Annotated in this window: 14 protein-coding genes and 1 tRNA gene; 6 read left to right on the top strand and 9 right to left on the bottom strand. The window is 36.4% G+C overall.

Features of this window, described 5'->3' with window-relative positions:
• Nucleotides 1-23: 23 nt before the first annotated feature.
• Complete coding sequence (locus EHE21_RS10565) at nucleotides 24-887, top strand: helix-turn-helix domain-containing protein (protein WP_194950644.1); 864 nt, start codon at nucleotides 24-26, stop codon at nucleotides 885-887.
• Nucleotides 888-920: 33 nt separating this feature from the next.
• Here EHE21_RS10565 and EHE21_RS10560 read toward each other — a convergent pair.
• From EHE21_RS10560 to EHE21_RS10550, 3 genes are all read right to left on the bottom strand, one after another.
• Nucleotides 921-1,005, bottom strand: a tRNA-Tyr gene (locus EHE21_RS10560).
• Nucleotides 1,006-1,260: 255 nt separating this feature from the next.
• Nucleotides 1,261-2,109 carry a formyltetrahydrofolate deformylase gene (gene purU / locus EHE21_RS10555; RefSeq protein WP_069368973.1) on the bottom strand — a complete coding sequence of 283 codons (849 nt, stop codon included), beginning with the start codon at nucleotides 2,107-2,109 and terminating at the stop codon, nucleotides 1,261-1,263.
• 38 nt (nucleotides 2,110-2,147) lie between these two features.
• Complete coding sequence (locus EHE21_RS10550; RefSeq protein ID WP_194950643.1) at nucleotides 2,148-2,621, bottom strand: YchJ family protein; 474 nt, start codon at nucleotides 2,619-2,621, stop codon at nucleotides 2,148-2,150.
• A 164-nt stretch (nucleotides 2,622-2,785) separates the two neighbouring features.
• On the opposite strand from EHE21_RS10550, the gene rssB reads away from it, so the two are divergent.
• The 3 genes from rssB to EHE21_RS10535 all read left to right on the top strand — a co-directional run bounded on the left by rssB (nucleotide 2,786) and on the right by EHE21_RS10535 (nucleotide 6,153).
• Complete coding sequence (rssB, locus tag EHE21_RS10545; RefSeq protein ID WP_228766665.1) at nucleotides 2,786-3,790, top strand: two-component system response regulator RssB; 1,005 nt, start codon at nucleotides 2,786-2,788, stop codon at nucleotides 3,788-3,790.
• 179 nt (nucleotides 3,791-3,969) lie between these two features.
• Nucleotides 3,970-4,878, top strand: a complete 909-nt coding sequence (gene galU, locus EHE21_RS10540) for a UTP--glucose-1-phosphate uridylyltransferase GalU (RefSeq protein ID WP_194950641.1) — start codon at nucleotides 3,970-3,972, stop codon at nucleotides 4,876-4,878.
• Nucleotides 4,879-5,145: 267 nt separating this feature from the next.
• Nucleotides 5,146-6,153 carry an NAD-dependent epimerase gene (locus EHE21_RS10535; protein WP_194950640.1) on the top strand — a complete coding sequence of 336 codons (1,008 nt, stop codon included), beginning with the start codon at nucleotides 5,146-5,148 and terminating at the stop codon, nucleotides 6,151-6,153.
• Nucleotides 6,154-6,384: 231 nt separating this feature from the next.
• Here the strand turns inward: EHE21_RS10535 and hns are convergent, their stop codons facing one another.
• A complete protein-coding gene (gene hns / locus EHE21_RS10530) occupies nucleotides 6,385-6,789 on the bottom strand; it encodes a histone-like nucleoid-structuring protein H-NS (protein WP_088495367.1) in 405 nt (134 codons plus the stop codon).
• Nucleotides 6,790-7,298: 509 nt separating this feature from the next.
• On the opposite strand from hns, the gene EHE21_RS10525 reads away from it, so the two are divergent.
• A complete protein-coding gene (locus EHE21_RS10525; RefSeq protein WP_023581977.1) occupies nucleotides 7,299-7,895 on the top strand; it encodes a thymidine kinase in 597 nt (198 codons plus the stop codon).
• A gap of 1,226 nt (nucleotides 7,896-9,121) precedes the next feature.
• Here EHE21_RS10525 and adhE read toward each other — a convergent pair.
• Entirely contained in the window at nucleotides 9,122-11,788 is a 2,667-nt protein-coding gene (adhE, locus tag EHE21_RS10520; RefSeq protein WP_194950639.1) for a bifunctional acetaldehyde-CoA/alcohol dehydrogenase, read from the bottom strand.
• 514 nt (nucleotides 11,789-12,302) lie between these two features.
• Between adhE and EHE21_RS10515 the strand changes: the two genes are divergently transcribed.
• Nucleotides 12,303-12,947 (top strand): YchE family NAAT transporter, encoded by a 645-nt coding sequence (locus EHE21_RS10515; RefSeq protein WP_088495370.1) that lies wholly within the window; start codon nucleotides 12,303-12,305, stop codon nucleotides 12,945-12,947.
• Nucleotides 12,948-13,058: 111 nt separating this feature from the next.
• Here EHE21_RS10515 and EHE21_RS10510 read toward each other — a convergent pair whose 3' ends face one another.
• From EHE21_RS10510 to EHE21_RS10495, 4 genes are read right to left on the bottom strand one after another with little or no spacing between them, the layout of a single operon-like run.
• Nucleotides 13,059-13,775 carry an ABC transporter ATP-binding protein gene (locus tag EHE21_RS10510; protein ID WP_194952635.1) on the bottom strand — a complete coding sequence of 239 codons (717 nt, stop codon included), beginning with the start codon at nucleotides 13,773-13,775 and terminating at the stop codon, nucleotides 13,059-13,061.
• Nucleotides 13,762-14,598, bottom strand: a complete 837-nt coding sequence (locus tag EHE21_RS10505) for an ABC transporter ATP-binding protein (RefSeq protein ID WP_194950638.1) — start codon at nucleotides 14,596-14,598, stop codon at nucleotides 13,762-13,764. The genes EHE21_RS10510 and EHE21_RS10505 overlap by 14 nt, the downstream gene beginning before the upstream one ends.
• Nucleotides 14,591-15,421, bottom strand: coding sequence for an ABC transporter permease (locus tag EHE21_RS10500; RefSeq protein WP_194950637.1), 831 nt, complete (start codon nucleotides 15,419-15,421; stop codon nucleotides 14,591-14,593). Before EHE21_RS10500 ends, EHE21_RS10505 begins: the two co-directional genes overlap by 8 nt.
• Nucleotides 15,421-16,464 carry an ABC transporter permease gene (locus EHE21_RS10495; RefSeq protein ID WP_194950636.1) on the bottom strand — a complete coding sequence of 348 codons (1,044 nt, stop codon included), beginning with the start codon at nucleotides 16,462-16,464 and terminating at the stop codon, nucleotides 15,421-15,423. Before EHE21_RS10495 ends, EHE21_RS10500 begins: the two co-directional genes overlap by 1 nt.
• Nucleotides 16,465-16,532: the final 68 nt, after the last annotated feature.

The following is a 16,532-nucleotide window of genomic DNA, read 5'->3' as shown; positions in this document are numbered from 1 at the left end:
ACACAGCAAAGGAATGGTGAATTATGTTTTTTTCTCGTAAGTTAGAAGCCTTTATGGCTGTAGTCGAAAATGGCTCGTTAAGTAAAGCCGCGCGTGTGATGAATCGCACGACACCTCCTATCGCTAAATCTATCAAAGACTTTGAAGCCGTGTTAGGAAAGCGTTTATTTAAGCGAGAAAAGTTTGGTATGAGTTTAACCCAAGAAGGACTTGAGCTTTATAATGATTTGAAATCGCTTTATCTTCAGGAAAAAGAGATAACTAAAAAACATATCTCGGGGATCATAAACAATAGCATTCATGTTTATTATGATTGGGGAAAAAGCCAGTATTTAACTCAGTTTTATCAAGCGGCAAATAAAAATTATTCCCATATAAATATCATGCGATTTTCAAAAGAAAATTTTGAAGAAATACCCGACTATGATGGTAATACATTAATATTAAGCTCTGATAAAATTATTAGTGAAAAATTTAGCCTTCTTCATAAAATAGAAAATAAATACTTAGGTATTTGTTGTCAAAAAATACTCGCGAATAGTATGAATAATAATATTGATAGGCTTTTAAGTGAAAATATATGGTTATGTGATCCCGCATTATACAAGACAGCTAAGATAAAAAAATTAGAGAGTGAAATCGGGAATAGAGGAAAAACCGTGTGTGTCAGAATAATGGATGATCTTAATTGCTGTTTACGTTTTATTCAAACGCATCATTCTCTTTTATTAACTGACGAAAACCCATTGAAAAATGAATTTGAGGCAGACTTATGCTTTATACCATTAATTCAACCTGAAATACGGTATAGCTGTTATATCTATAAATCTAAGTATCACTCAAGTGTATTGAATCGATTTTTGGATTTAATTGATAAAATGGAATAAAAAGAATTTTTAGAGAGTAAAGCTAAGAGGAGATGGTGGTGGGAGAAGGATTCGAACCTTCGAAGTCTGTGACGGCAGATTTACAGTCTGCTCCCTTTGGCCGCTTGGGTATCCCACCAACATTAAATTGTTTTGCTGTCCGTGACAGCGGGCGCAATAATACCAAATACCTGAGATCTGTAAAGCGCTATTTTGCTAAAAATCGACTGACTGCTGTAAAAATGTGCGTACTGTTCAAGCTTTATGCGCTATCGTATTGATTTTAAGCAATATGATCCATATTAATAAGGGATAAAAAATAAACCGCGATATGCTTTATATCGCGGTTTACATTTAGATAGCCGTACTGTGTGCGTTATTAGTGACAGAAAACTTATAAAATGATGGTTCTGTTACCGTAAACGAAAACGCGTTGTGAAAGTACCCAATATAAAGCATGGCTAAGAACATTTTTTTCAACATCTCGACCCGCTCTCATCATATCTTCAGCAGAAAACGTATGGTCAACATTAATCACGTTTTGAGTGATGATTGGGCCTTCATCTAAATTATCATTTACGTAGTGTGCTGTTGCACCAATGATTTTAACACCGCGCTCATAAGCCTGATGGTAAGGACGTGCACCAATAAAGGCAGGTAAGAAGGAGTGGTGAATATTAATAATTTGATTTGGGAAGTTTTGTACAAATGCCGGTGTTAATACACGCATATATTTTGCGAGCACAACATAATCAGGTTTGTATTGATTAATTTGTGCAATTAACTTCTCATCATGTTGATCACGAGTTAAGCCTTCATGGCTAACAAGATGGAAAGGAATACCAAATTGTTCTACTAAATGTTTTAACGTGTCGTGGTTACCAATGACAGCGGCAATTTCAACATCCAAATCACCAAATGCACTTTTCATTAATAAGTCACCCAAGCAGTGTGCTTCTTTTGTCACCATAATGACAATGCGACGACGGCCTGCGGTATTTAATTCGCGTTTTGAACCTTGTGGTAAAGCATCATCTAAATCCGCAAGAAAGGTTTCATCATTAAAGATACCTTCCAGCTCGGTGCGCATAAAAAAGCGACCTGTACGATGATCAACAAATTCACTATTTTGAACAATATTTAATTGATGTTTGTAGCAAATATTCGTGATTTTAGCGATAAGTCCTTTTGCATCAGGGCAAATAGTACGCAGTATTTTTTTTTGAGTATTTTGGTGTTGCATGTATGGATAAATCCTTTCTTTTACTTCTGTGTTTGCAGTTATTTGATGTTATTTTCACAACATTTTTTGTATTTACGTCCTGAGCCACAAGGGCAGGGATCGTTTCGTCCCACTTTCGGTTTCACACCGTCAATATAAAACCAACAGTCATCTATTTTTAGAAAACGAGAGCGTTCATGTAAGTACTGTTTATCATCGGCATTTCTTTCAATAAAGCAAGCCGAGAATTCAACATATGCCTCATTTTTATTTGTGCTCGCTTGTGATGAGATAATATTAAGTCCAAGCCATTGTGTATTTGGAAAACCTGAAACTAATTCATCATGCAAGGATGCAACACGGCAAGAAGGATGCCACGACTTTATTAAGTAATCAGCATCATGTTTAACAAACGCGCTATAACGCGAACGCATCAATGCTTCTGCTGTTGGGGCGTTTTTTTGACCTAAATGGTAAGGCTCACAGCAATCAGAGTAGAATAATTGGCTATTACAGGGGCATAAACTCGACAAAATAATGTCCTAACTCACGTTATCAGTATGACGATTTCCCATAGATTGAAAAAAGTAACGATTGGGAATAATTAACGTCAATGTTGAACTAAACTAATAATGTAGCGCTAATTAATCAGCATGTGAAACGATAGTTACCGGAGTCACCAATGAACAAAGCCTTAGTGGGTAAAAAAATCTTAATAATTGATGATGAGGTCGTTTTTCGTACCATGTTGACGGAATATTTCTCACATGAGAAGGCTTGTGTCTATACAACTGATAATGGCAGCCAAGCATTATCTTTATTAGAGGGAGGATTGCTCCCTGATCTTATTTTATGTGATATCCGTATGCCAGTAATGAATGGACCCACTTTTTTGTGTCATCTTGAACAACGAAAATTGGCTATTCCTGTTATTGCTATTTCATGTACAGATAATATGGCTGAGATAGATGATATGTTGCGTTTAGGGGCACAAGAGATTTTCCTTAAGCCAATAACACATCTTGATAAATTAAAACAAAAAGTCATTGAAGTATTATGCCCTGGATTTTTTGAATCAGTATTAATAGAAGGTATACATTTAGAACCACTTTGGAATAGCTTACGAAAAGATACCCATTATATTCAGTCGTTCATAAAACAGATGCAACCTCAGGTTAAGCAAGTTGTTGCGGGATATTGCGTTAATTATCGCCAATTAAATGATATCGCTAAAATGGGTTTATTATTTGATATTGCGGCTTTATCAGAAGATCAAATTATTTTCTATTGTGTCGATATATCAAGAGATGATGAAAATGGGCTTTTGGTTGCTTTACTCTTACGGGTTGTTTTTAATGATGTATTAAAGTCATCAGAAAAAGTGCGATCTTTGCCAAGTATGTATAATATGTTGAATAAACTAAATAAAATGCTTAATGAGATTGGAGTAAAAGGGCAATTTCCTATTACACTCGGTTATTATCATACTCAGAAAAAAAATATACTATTAGCATCAGCAGGTTTAAAAGCTGAAATAAAAACAGAAAGTAAAAAATTCGAATTAAATAGTGGTGTCCCTTTAGGTACGTTGCAACTTTTATATATTAATCAAGTAAAATGCGAGGGAACAAATTGGCAATGTAAAATTTGGGATAACACAAATCAGATTAAATTAATGTTTTCCCCTATCTATAAAAGTTAAATTTAGATTAAATAAAAACAGAATATCGTGCATATATTAAACATAAATGAAGAACTATCTCAATTAACGGGTAGGGCTCTGTTTATCCTTAGATATTAGCTGGTATACTCTGGCGATTATTTTTAATTGTACCCATTCACATTTGAAAGTAGAACGGTACGAATTGCAGGAGAAGTATAATGTCATCAGCAGTGCGTAAAGTTAGAAAAGCGGTGATCCCTGTTGCTGGATTAGGCACAAGAATGCTACCTGCAACCAAGGCAATTCCAAAAGAGATGTTGCCTGTGGTTGATAAGCCTCTTATTCAATATGTAGTGAATGAATGTATTGCAGCAGGTATTAATGAAATTGTGCTTGTTACACATTCATCTAAAAATTCAATTGAAAACCATTTTGATACGAGTTTTGAATTAGAAGCGATTTTAGAAAAACGAGTAAAACGTCAGTTATTAGAAGAAGTACAAGGCATTTGTCCAAGCCATGTCACTATTATGCAAACTCGTCAGGGAATAGCAAAAGGATTAGGTCATGCCATTTTATGTGCTAAGCCACTAATTGGTGATGAACCTTTCGCTGTTATCCTGCCTGATGTTATTTTAGATAGATACAGTGCGGATTTAACAAAAGTTAACTTAAGAGAGATGCTTTCTCATTTTGAACGTTCAGGCGCAAGTCAAATCCTTGTTGAACCTGTTCCTGAAGATGAAGTCTCTAATTATGGTATTGTTGATTGCATGGGCGAAAATTTATGTCCAGGTGATAGTAAACCAATTACTCGTGTTGTTGAAAAGCCTAAGAAAGAAGAAGCTCCTTCGAATTTATCTATCGTAGGGCGTTATGTGTTATCTGAAAGTATTTGGCCATTATTAGCGAAAACCGCACCGGGTGCCGGAGATGAAATTCAGTTAACTGATGCGATCGCAATGCTGATTGAAAAAGAACCTGTTGAAGCTTATCACCTACAAGGGAAAAGCCACGATTGTGGTAATAAACTAGGATATATGAAAGCCTTCGTAGAGTACGGAATACAGCACGAAGAGTTTGGCGAAGATTTTGCACAATGGCTAAAATCATTAAAGATACAGTGATATAAAGTTTATTAATAATCATTTATATGGTTAATCTCATTGTATAATTCCTGTAAATGCACGCTGCGTAATAAGCTGATTATTTTATGGGAAAAGCTAGATAAAGCGATTGTAAGAGATTAAGGTATGGCTCAATGCATTTAGTATTGAGCCATGTTGATTTCTGTAATGTATGACGATGTTAAGCGTTATGATGTTTAATCAAGGTGATATTAAGCATGATAGCGTTGACATAAAAATAAATTATTGGGTTATTTGAGTGATAATATGAAAATATTGGTAACAGGTGCTGCGGGTTTTATTGGCTATCATATGAGTCAGCGTTTAATCGAAATGGGTTATCATGTTGTCGGAATAGATAACCTTAATGATTATTATGATGTGCGCTTAAAAGAAGCTCGATTAGCTAAATTACAACAGCTAGAAAATTTCCATTTTGAGAAACTTGATATTGTTGACTCAGTAAAAGTGGCTCAATTATTTGCATCACACCAATTTGACCGAGTTATTCATTTAGCGGCTCAACCGGGTGTTCGCTACTCGATTGAAAATCCAATGGCATATATTGATGCGAATATCGTTGGTCATATTAATATATTAGAAGGATGTCGCCATAATAAAGTTGGACATCTTATCTACTCATCTTCAAGCTCTGTTTATGGTTTAAATCAGAAACAGCCTTTCTCAACAGAAGATAGTGTTGATCATCCAGTTTCATTATATGCAGCAACAAAGAAAGCTAATGAGTTAATGTCTCATAGTTATTCACATCTATATCAATTACCGACAACTGGATTACGTTTCTTCACGGTATATGGCCCTTGGGGTCGCCCTGACATGGCATTATTTAAGTTCACTAAAGCAATGTTAGCTGGTGAACCTATTGATGTTTATAACGGTGGCAATATGACACGTGATTTCACTTATGTTGATGATATTGTGGGATCAGTAGTTCGATTAGTTAATGTTATACCTGAAGCAGATGAAAACTGGACAGTAGAAAAAGGTGAAACATCGTCAAGTTCTGCACCTTATAAAATCTATAATGTGGGTAATGGGCAACCGACTAAATTGATGGCATTTATTGAAGCGATAGAAAAATCACTCAATATTAAAGCTAAATTGAATTTAATGCCGATGCAAGACGGTGATGTTCTTTCTACTTGTGCTGATTGCCAAGATTTGTCTGAGACAATTGGTTTTTCGCCGAATACAGAAGTAGAATATGGCGTAAAACAGTTTGTTGATTGGTATTTAAGTTATTATAAAAATTAATAATATTAGTTTAATTAAATCAAAGAAAAAAGGAGCTATAAAAGCTCCTTTTTCATTATAAATAAAAATAAATAACGTAGTTATTACATTTTTTATTTTTGCTTACCTACATCTAATACAAACAACATCAGCACTATTAAAATTAAACGCTTGTTTAAATTAAATGAGGTAAACAAGAAAATACCCTTTTAAATAATTAAAAGGGTATTTCAAATAGAGTATTGACTTAAATTACAGCAGGAAATCGTCTAATGATTTGCCTTCTTCATCAATAGCACGTTTGATTACAGCTGGTGTACGACCTTGGCCTGTCCAAGTTTTAGTTTCACCATTTTCATCAACGTAAGAGTATTTAGCTGGGCGAGCTGCGCGTTTAGCACGGCCAGTTTTATTAACAGCACTTGCTTCAAGTAAGTCTGTTGGATCAATACCGGCTTCTTCTAACATTTCACGGTATTTTTGTAATTTCTGAACACGTTCTTCTTCAGCTGCTTTTTCTAATGAGAATTCTTCACGACGCTCATTAACGACAACTTCGAGTTTCTCCAGCATTTCTTCTAAAGTTTCTAAAGAAGTTTCTCTTGCTTGTGCGCGGAGAGTACGGATGTTATTTAATATTTTTAAAGATTCGCTCATTTTCCTGGTCTCAAATAAATGTTGTTGGCTGATGTAATACTAATAATAGATTGCTATTTAAATTTCTGCAATACCTAAATACAAACCTTACGTAAAATTTCTTTTTTTTAAACTAATATCTCAACGAAAAAAATAATAAAAGTTGAGGCATCTTTAGTCAATAAAGGAAATATTAGTAAGGAAATGCATCTTTTAACTGATGATAGCGCTAATGCTAAAGAATAGAAAGCTTTGTTCATTTTTTTATAATAACGGACTTTTTTCTAAAAATGGAATCGGACTAACTTTCATACTTTAATAAAGGTATATCAAGGTGTGTTTTAATATGTTAAGTACTTATTAAAGCTATTTATTTTTTAAGCAAAAATTAGCATTAACAACGAACTTCATCTTTCGGCGGTATATCTAGAATAGAAATAAAGGTAATAAATATTTGTTATGGATAACTTGTAGATTGTTTATGTTAGACTGTCGCTCGTGAAAATAAACGCTATTTAAGGAGAGAGCTGATGGCTCAGCTTTACTTTTATTATTCAGCCATGAATGCTGGAAAATCAACATCTTTATTGCAATCCTCTTATAACTATAATGAACGAGGAATGCGCACATTGATTTTTACTGCGGCTATTGATACACGCTTTGCAAAGGGAAAGATTAGCTCAAGAATAGGATTAAGTGCGGATGCATTACTCTTTAGTGATGATATGAATATTCGTGACGTTATTGTTGCTGAGCATAACAAACAGCCTATTCACTGTGTATTGATTGATGAGTGCCAATTTTTAAGTAAGGCACATGTTGAACAACTTTGCGAAATAACGGATACCTATGATATTCCCGTTCTCACATATGGGCTAAGAACGGATTTTAGAGGTGAGTTATTTACTGGTAGTGCTTATTTATTAGCATGGGCTGATAAACTCGTAGAACTTAAAACAGTATGTTACTGCGGTAGAAAGGCGAATAAAGTATTACGCTTAGATGATAAAGGAAATGTACTGAGTGATGGTGCTCAAGTTGAAATTGGTGGAAATGAAAAATATGTTTCAGTCTGCCGTAAGCATTATACACAGGCAACACTAAAAGGGTGTATTGAACAAGAGTAACCTTTTCATTTTCCCTCTTTTACTAATTTGTCAGAGTGAAAGAGGGGGATGAAATAAGAATTCAAATAAAGTGTTATATTACATAATACTAAAAAATGTTTATATATTTTTAAATTTTAGCCAATTTATTGGCTTTTTTTATATCAAATTGCAGTGCGGTTGATTTTCTTCTGTGAAGATATGTTATTTTTTATGGGAAAATTTATTTATTTCATCGATTTCATTATCATTAATCAAAAAAGACATAATCAAATATACGTAAGGTGTTTGTTTTGTGATGTCGATATTGTTTTTTACAAATGATAAGAGAAAGAGACATTTGATGCATTTATATTATTCATAGTTTAATAAAATTGAATAAAGATAGTCATAAAATACTAAGAAATATTTCTTTTATCTATGGTTGGTATAATGAAACATTTATATCGGGTTTTATAGATGCTGATTATGGGATGCTCAAGTTGTTATTGAATAAATAAAACACTTCGCTGTATGCCAGTTAATACGGATAAACAGGCTCCTTTCATACTCCTAAAGGAGTAATTTCTAAGTGGAATGCACAAATAGCGACCTTTATTACGCTATTACTTTAGCAGACTCAAGATAACAAACCTCATTTTGATAATATTTTATTGAAACTATGTTTCTTATAAATCCAAGATAACTAGAGATATAAAATATTTAGATTTCTATATTTTGATCACTAATTAATAATCAATGTGATTAAGTCTATTTATTTTTTATCAGATAAGAATAAAAGTACGATTGCAAATCGTAACGCAAACACAATGGTTTCAAATAACATTTCGTTATAGTCATTTTATGAAGGGAATAAGGTAAGAGTGAAATAATTATACCAACTAATGAAAGAGGAGAGGAGTTTGACAAGCCCTGTAATCGCTCACAAGACACTTTTTATAATGTGGTAATGCAATGATGTAACTTAAGAGATAAGTAGCTCAACGCCTTTTTTAGAGCCAATTATAAACATATAAAGGCAGGCACTATTTTTATAGTAAAAATTGAACCTATCAACTAAGTGTAAATACTTATTATTTGTGACTAAATAGTGACTTACCTCGCCATATTCCTCAATCTTAAAAATCAGTAGCGAAATGTATATAGATAAATAATAAGCCATAAGAAAACCCAGCCATAGGACTGGGTTTTTATTTAAGAACAAATAATCGAAATATTGAGGATCACACTAACACAGCGTGTTTCGATTATTTTTTACTGCTTTTTTTAGCAGGTTTTGTCTCTTCTTTCACTTCAACAACGGGATGTTCATTAAATTCACGACCGTAGTAAGAATCTAATAACAGTTGTTTTAGTTCAGAGATCAGTGGGTAACGTGGGTTAGCACCAGTACACTGATCGTCAAATGCATCTTCAGATAATTTATCAACTCTTTCTAAGAAATCACTTTCTTGGACGCCTGCTTCACGAATAGAAGATGGAATACCTAATGAAGATTTCATTTCTTCTAACCAAGCTAATAATTTCTCAATTTTAGCAGCAGTACGGTCACCCGGTGCTGAAAGTTCTAAGTGGTCAGCAATTTCTGCATAACGACGACGTGCTTGAGGACGGTCGTATTGGCTAAATGCAGTTTGTTTTGTTGGGTTGTCATTAGCGTTGTAACGAATAACGTTTGAAATTAATAACGCATTAGCTAAACCGTGAGGAATATGGAACTCAGAGCCTAATTTATGCGCCATTGAGTGACAAACACCCAAGAATGCGTTAGCAAAAGCGATACCTGCAATAGTTGCAGCATTATGAACACGCTCACGAGCAACAGGGTTTTTAGCACCTTCATGATAACTTGCAGGCAGATATTCTTTCAGTAATTTTAATGCTTGCAGTGCTTGTCCATCAGAATATTCGTTCGCTAATACAGAAACGTAAGCTTCTAATGCGTGAGTTACAGCATCTAAACCACCAAATGCACACAGAGATTTAGGCATATTCATAACAAGGTTTGCATCAACGATAGCCATATCTGGTGTTAATGCATAGTCTGCTAATGGATATTTCTGACCTGTTTCATCATCAGTTACTACTGCAAATGGTGTTACTTCAGAGCCTGTACCTGATGTTGTTGTGATAGCAACCATTTGTGCTTTCACACCCATTTTCGGGAATTTGTAAATACGTTTACGGATATCCATAAAGCGTAATGCTAATTCTTCGAAATGAGTTTCTGGGTGCTCATACATAACCCACATGATTTTTGCAGCATCCATTGGTGAACCACCACCTAATGCGATGATCACGTCAGGTTTAAAGCTGTTCATCTGTTCTGCGCCTTTACGCACAACGCTTAATGTTGGATCTGCTTCAACTTCAAAGAAGACTTCTGTTTCAACACCGAATTTTTTCAGTACACGAGTGACTTCATCAACATAACCATTGTTGAATAAGAAACCATCGGTCACGATAAAGGCACGTTTTTTACCATCAGTCGCAATCTCTTCCAGTGCGATAGGTAAACAACCACGGCGGAAGTAAATAGATTTAGGAAGTTTATGCCACAACATATTCTCTGCTCTTTTCGCCACGGTTTTAGTGTTGATAAGGTGTTTTGGCCCTACGTTTTCAGATATGGAGTTACCACCCCATGAACCACAACCTAATGTTAGAGAAGGAGCAAGTTTAAAGTTGTATAAGTCACCAATACCACCTTGAGATGCTGGAGTATTGATTAAAATACGAGATGTTTTCATCTTGTCGCCGAAGTAGGCAACATGTTCAGGGCAGTTATCTTGGTCTGTATATAAGCAAGAAGTATGACCGATACCACCCATCTCAACTAATTTTTCAGCTTTTAGCACGGCATCTTCAAATGATTGAGCATGATACATTGCTAATAGTGGAGATAATTTTTCGTGAGCAAACGGCTCAGCTTCTGTTGTTTCTTTTACTTCACCAATTAAAATTTTGGTATTTACGGGTACTTCAATGCCAGCCATTTCAGCAATTTTTGTTGCAGGTTGACCCACAATGGCTGCGTTTAAGTTACCGTCTTTTAAAATGATATCTTGAACAGCTTTTAATTCTTTACCTGTCAGCATGTAACCGCCGTGAGTAGAGAAACGCTCACGAACTTGTTTATAAATGCTGTCAACAACGATAACAGATTGCTCTGATGCACAAATTACACCGTTATCGAAAGTTTTAGACATTAAGATTGAAGCTACTGCACGTTTGATATCAGCAGAGTCATCAATAACAACTGGCGTATTACCTGCACCAACACCGATAGCGGGTTTACCCGAACTATACGCGGCTTTAACCATGCCTGGACCACCTGTCGCTAAGATCAGGTTAATATCATCATGGTGCATTAATGCGTTAGATAGAGCGACTGAAGGCTCATCAATCCAACCGATAATATCTTTTGGTGCGCCTGCTGCGATAGCTGCATTTAAGACGATTTCAGCAGCACGGTTTGTTGCTTCTTTTGCACGAGGGTGTGGAGAGAAGATAATACCATTACGTGTTTTTAAGCTAATTAATGCTTTAAAAATCGCAGTAGAAGTTGGGTTAGTTGTTGGTACGATACCACAGATGATCCCAATAGGTTCAGCGATGGTCATTGTGCCATAAGTCAGATCTTCAGATAAGATCCCGCAGGTTTTTTCGTCTTTATACGCATTGTAGATATACTCAGAAGCGAAGTGGTTTTTAATCACTTTATCTTCAATGATACCCATACCAGACTCTTTAACAGCCAATTTTGCAAGAGGAATACGAGCATCAGCGGCAGCTAATGCAGCAGCACGGAAAATGGCATCAACTTGTTCTTGAGAGAAGTTAGCAAATTCACGTTGAGCTTTTTTTACACGAGCAACCAAATCATTGAGTTCAGTAACGTTAGTTACAGACATAAAGAGACTCCTGATAAAATGTTAAATTTTTTAAGCAAATTAGCCGTTTTCATCATAACTAATAAGAATAGCCTAGATAGATGATAGTGTGCTTATTTCAGTAATAATTATTAGAGGGCATAATTTGCTTAAAAAACTTAAAAAAAACAATAATAAAGACAAATATATTTTCGAAGTAACCCTCTTTCTTCGAATGATAACAGCTTACCATCTTTCTAATTAATTAACGTGATTTATATCACAAAATTGGCAAGCTGACACCTTTCAGCAAAGCTATTTATGAGAATGATTCTTATATGTAATAAATGTTCAACGATTTTTTTGTCGTACAGTTTATTTCGATATAAAATTAAACCACTAGGTTTTGATCGGTTTACAAGAGAATATTTTAGGTAAAAACTTGTTAACTAATAGAATTAACTGGTTTATTGATTTAAAGTAACGCGCATTTTTTGGAGTTACTCTATCTTTTATAGAATAATTCGCATGTTTATTAGCCAAGAAGGGGCTTTTCATGGGGTCACTGCTGGATTTATCCGGTTATATTAAATTTTTTGTCGGTCTTTTTGCGATTGTAAACCCAATTGGTATTTTGCCTGTTTTTATCAGTATGACGAGTTATCAAACTGATGCAGGGCGTAACAAAACAAACTTAATTGCGAATGGCTCCGTTGCAATTATTTTAGTTTCTTCTCTGCTAATCGGTGATTCTATACTGAGCATTTTCGGTATTTCTATCGACTCGTTTCGTATAGCAGGGGGAATGCTGATTGTTACTATTGCAATGACCATGATAAATGGGCGTTTAGGAGAAGATAAACAAAACAATCAAGAACGAAACGAATCCGCAGTACGTAATAGTGTTGCTGTTGTGCCTTTAGCATTACCATTAATGGCAGGACCCGGAGCAATCAGTTCTTGTATTGTGTGGAGTTCTCGTTGGGAAGGTTTTACTAACTTCTTAGGATTAGCTGCAACCAGTATCTTTTTTGCATTTTGTTGTTGGTTGCTGTTTCGCAGCGCAACACTTTTAGTGAAATATTTAGGGCAAACTGGCATTAACGTGGTTACGCGTATAATGGGCTTATTATTAATGTCGTTAGGTATTGAATTTATTGTGACCGGATTACGTTCTATTTTCCCGGGCTTATTAGTTTAAACACAGCGCAGAATACTTAAAAAACGGTACGACTAAACAGTACTATTAAAAAGAGCAGTATTAATAACGTAATACTGCTCGGTTCCTTTCTTTTATTTATTCTCTTTTATCTCAATCGAGACGATGTATTCCTTTTGATAACGCATCTCGATCATAATGTTGTGTCAATTCACCATTTTCCATTAATGCCGCTCTATCCGACATATGTGCGATAACATCAGCATCATGGCTGACAAGTAAATAAGTCATATTATGTTGTTTTTTCAGCGTGTTAAGCAGGTTTAAGATCTCGGCTTGCACTGACATATCTAGCGCTGAAGTTGGTTCATCTAACAGTAATAGTTGAGGTTGCAATAAAAGGGCTCTTGCAATGGCGACGCGTTGACGTTGTCCACCCGAAAGTTGATGAGGATAACGACTCGTCACATCGGCAGGCAAACCAACTTGGGCTAATGCTTGCTCAATTGTCTCTTTATCAAAAGGAATTTGGTGAATTTTTAAAGGTTCAGAAAACGCACGTTCAATACGGTGTTGAGGGTGTAAAGAGGCGTAGGGATCTTGAAATACCATTTGTATATTACGGCGTAATGTTCCATGAAAACGTTGTTGAGGTTTAATTGTTTGCCCTAGAAGCGATATATCACCTTGCCAATTTGGCAATAATCCTGCTATCACGCGCAAAACAGTCGATTTTCCACAACCAGAACGACCAATTAAACTGAAGGTTTCGCCTTGTTGAACATGTAGATTGATCCCTTTTACAACGTGCTTTGCTTGTTTGCCTTGTTCGAATTGAACATGTAAATCATGAATATCAATTAGCATAATGTAGCCCCTTAAAATTAAGCGTTCTATCTAATACGGGCAATTGAGTGCCATAAGTGCTTGCATTAGGTCTACATGTCCAAAGAGTACGAGTATAAGGATGTGTGGCAGTCGGTAACGCTTTAGCATCGAGTTCATCAACTTGCTCGCCTTGATACATCACCATTACGCGCTCGCAATACTCAGCAACAAGGGGTAAGTCATGGCTAATCAGTAATAAGCCCATGTTACGTTGTTCACATTGAGTGGTGATCAGTTCAAGAATTTGATGGCGAAGCTGAGCATCAAGTGCAGATGTCGGTTCATCAGCAATTAAAATAGTAGGGTTATTAATTAGCGCAATAGCTATCATCGCTCGTTGCCCCATACCACCTGATAATTCACCGGGATAACGATAAATATTTTGTTCAGGTAATCCGACAGACAGCAGAGTATCGATGATAAGTTGACGCCTGTCTTGGCGTGAAAGCTTTTGATGTTGTTTTACGGTCTCTTCTACTTGCTGATAAATGGTTTTTACAGGATTTAATGCATAGCGAGGATCTTGTAATACCATTGAAATCGTATTACCACGAATGTTATTCCATTGGCGAGACGAAAAATCTAATAGATTATTTCCCTGTAAATTGAGTGTCTCTGCACTGACTTTTCCCGGTTGACGAACAAGCCCCATTAATGCGCGAGCGGTCATTGATTTGCCAGAGCCAGATTCACCAACAACCGCCAAACGTTCTTGCCCCAAAGTAAAAGAGACATTATTGACAACTCTCGCCTTTGGAAAGTCGATACAGAGGTTGTTTACCTCAATTAACGGTGTTTTATTCATGGGTATCTCCCAATACATCACGTAATCCATCACCCAATAAATTAAATGCCAAACTGCTGATTAAAATTGCCGTGCCCGGAATAGCCGCAACCCACCATTGATCAAAAATAACGGGCATACCTTCTGCGATCATCGCTCCCCATTCCGCCATCGGTGGGCGTGCACCTAATCCAAGGAAGCCCAATCCGGCTGCTGCGAGAATAATCACGGCTAAGTTCAGCGCTAAACGTACAATGGCTGACGGTAAACATAGTGGTAAGATATGTCCCCATAACAGTCGAATACCTTTAATTCCCATCATTTCGGCAGCAGCAAGATAATCACTATTGCGTAAATGCTGAATTTCACTACGAGATTGTCGTGCATAAGCCGGCCATGCCGTTAAAGCCAGTGCTAATGCACCATTTAGCAGACCGGGCCCCAACATTGCGACAAAGGCGAAGGCGAGAATAAGAGAAGGCATCGACATCACAATATCAGTGAATCGCATTAAAATACGCTCAGTCCAACCACCGTAATACCCAGATAAAATCCCAATTAATAATCCTAAAGGTAGCGTAATAAGCGCCACCAGCCCCACTAAACCCAGCATTGGGCGAGTACCATAGATAAGACGAGAAAGAATATCGCGTCCGTAATTATCTGTGCCTAACCAATGTTCAGCATTAGGTGCTAATAAACGTTGGGCAGCATGTTGCCAATTCGGATCGTAAGGAGCTAACCAAGGTGCAAAAATAGCAATAATTAACAGGGCAATAAGCAACGATAAACCGATAAATGCGGAAGGCGAACGCGCTATTTTTCTTAAAAATGGAAATGACATTAGCGGAGCCTCGGATCAGTCAAACGAATAACGATATCGGTCATATTATTAATAAAGACAAAGCATAAACCGATAATTAAAGTACCGCCCATAATGGCTGTGGTATCACCCGCAAAAAGCGCTGTTGTGAGATATCGACCAATTCCCGGCCAAGAAAAGACAGTTTCTGTTAATACGGCACCTTCTAACATGCCAGTGTAAGACAAGGCGATAATGGTCATTAAGACACCACGAATATTAGGCAGTACGTGATAAAAAAGAATACGCAACTCACCAATACCTTTTGCTCTTGCTAACGTGACATACTCTTTATTCATTTCGTTTAAACAGGCTGAACGAGTTAAGCGAGTAATAGAAGCAAGGGCAAAATAAGCTAATAAAGAAACCGGTAAAATAAGGTGAGATATCGCATTAAAAAAAGCATCTTTATCGCCAGCTAATAACGTATCAATTAGTGCAAAACCTGTTACAGGTTCGATGGTGAATTGATAAATATCGTCTAATCGTCCGGGGCCTGCCGTCCATTGTAATGTGGCATAGAAAAGCAATAGCAGAATCAAACCTAGCCAGAAAATAGGGACTGAGCTGCCTAATAGCGTCAGAATTCGCAAAATAAAATCGAGAGGTGTTCCCACAAAACGCGCACATAAAACACCGAAGAAAATACCAAGACTGGCACCAATCAGTAATGCAACAGTGGCTAATTCTAATGTAGCGGGAAAAGTTGCTAATAAATCATCGAGAACAGGTTGGCCTGTTGATGTTGCTGTACCTAAATGCCCTTGTAACAGCGCTTCTACATAATGAAAAAACTGCATGTAGATAGGTAAATCTAGCCCTAATTCATGTTTTACTTGGTTATAGGTTTCGAGGCTTGCGTGATCACCAACAATTTGTAAGACGGGATCAACCGGTGAAAGAGCAGAAAGCGTAAAAGTGATGACAAGAAGCCCTAAAAGAGTCAGCACCAGAGTCAATATTCCTTGAGCAAAGGTAATTAACTGACCTTTTAGACGAATAGGTAACGTCATAGCAGTATTCATACAGCAATAGCCTAGTGAAATGGCAAAAATTAGACCACCCACAGTAACATGACTGTGGGTGGTTTCAG

It is taken from the genome of Proteus sp. GOKU, from assembly GCF_015475555.1.
In the GTDB taxonomy this organism is placed as follows: domain Bacteria; phylum Pseudomonadota; class Gammaproteobacteria; order Enterobacterales; family Enterobacteriaceae; genus Proteus; species Proteus mirabilis_B.
This window is presented reverse-complemented; position numbering and strand designations above follow the sequence as displayed.

What these genes read in the sequence shown, in the direction of transcription:
- EHE21_RS10565 (WP_194950644.1), top strand. Translation starts at nt 24, where the DNA reads ATGTTTTTTTCTCGTAAGTTAGAAGCCTTTATGGCTGTAGTCGAAAAT.
- purU (WP_069368973.1), bottom strand. Translation starts at nt 2,109, where the DNA reads ATGCAACACCAAAATACTCAAAAAAAAATACTGCGTACTATTTGCCCT.
- galU (WP_194950641.1), top strand. Translation starts at nt 3,970, where the DNA reads ATGTCATCAGCAGTGCGTAAAGTTAGAAAAGCGGTGATCCCTGTTGCT.
- EHE21_RS10535 (WP_194950640.1), top strand. Translation starts at nt 5,146, where the DNA reads ATGAAAATATTGGTAACAGGTGCTGCGGGTTTTATTGGCTATCATATG.
- hns (WP_088495367.1), bottom strand. Translation starts at nt 6,789, where the DNA reads ATGAGCGAATCTTTAAAAATATTAAATAACATCCGTACTCTCCGCGCA.
- EHE21_RS10525 (WP_023581977.1), top strand. Translation starts at nt 7,299, where the DNA reads ATGGCTCAGCTTTACTTTTATTATTCAGCCATGAATGCTGGAAAATCA.
- adhE (WP_194950639.1), bottom strand. Translation starts at nt 11,788, where the DNA reads ATGTCTGTAACTAACGTTACTGAACTCAATGATTTGGTTGCTCGTGTA.
- EHE21_RS10515 (WP_088495370.1), top strand. Translation starts at nt 12,303, where the DNA reads ATGGGGTCACTGCTGGATTTATCCGGTTATATTAAATTTTTTGTCGGT.
- EHE21_RS10505 (WP_194950638.1), bottom strand. Translation starts at nt 14,598, where the DNA reads ATGAATAAAACACCGTTAATTGAGGTAAACAACCTCTGTATCGACTTT.
- EHE21_RS10500 (WP_194950637.1), bottom strand. Translation starts at nt 15,421, where the DNA reads ATGTCATTTCCATTTTTAAGAAAAATAGCGCGTTCGCCTTCCGCATTT.
- EHE21_RS10495 (WP_194950636.1), bottom strand. Translation starts at nt 16,464, where the DNA reads ATGAATACTGCTATGACGTTACCTATTCGTCTAAAAGGTCAGTTAATT.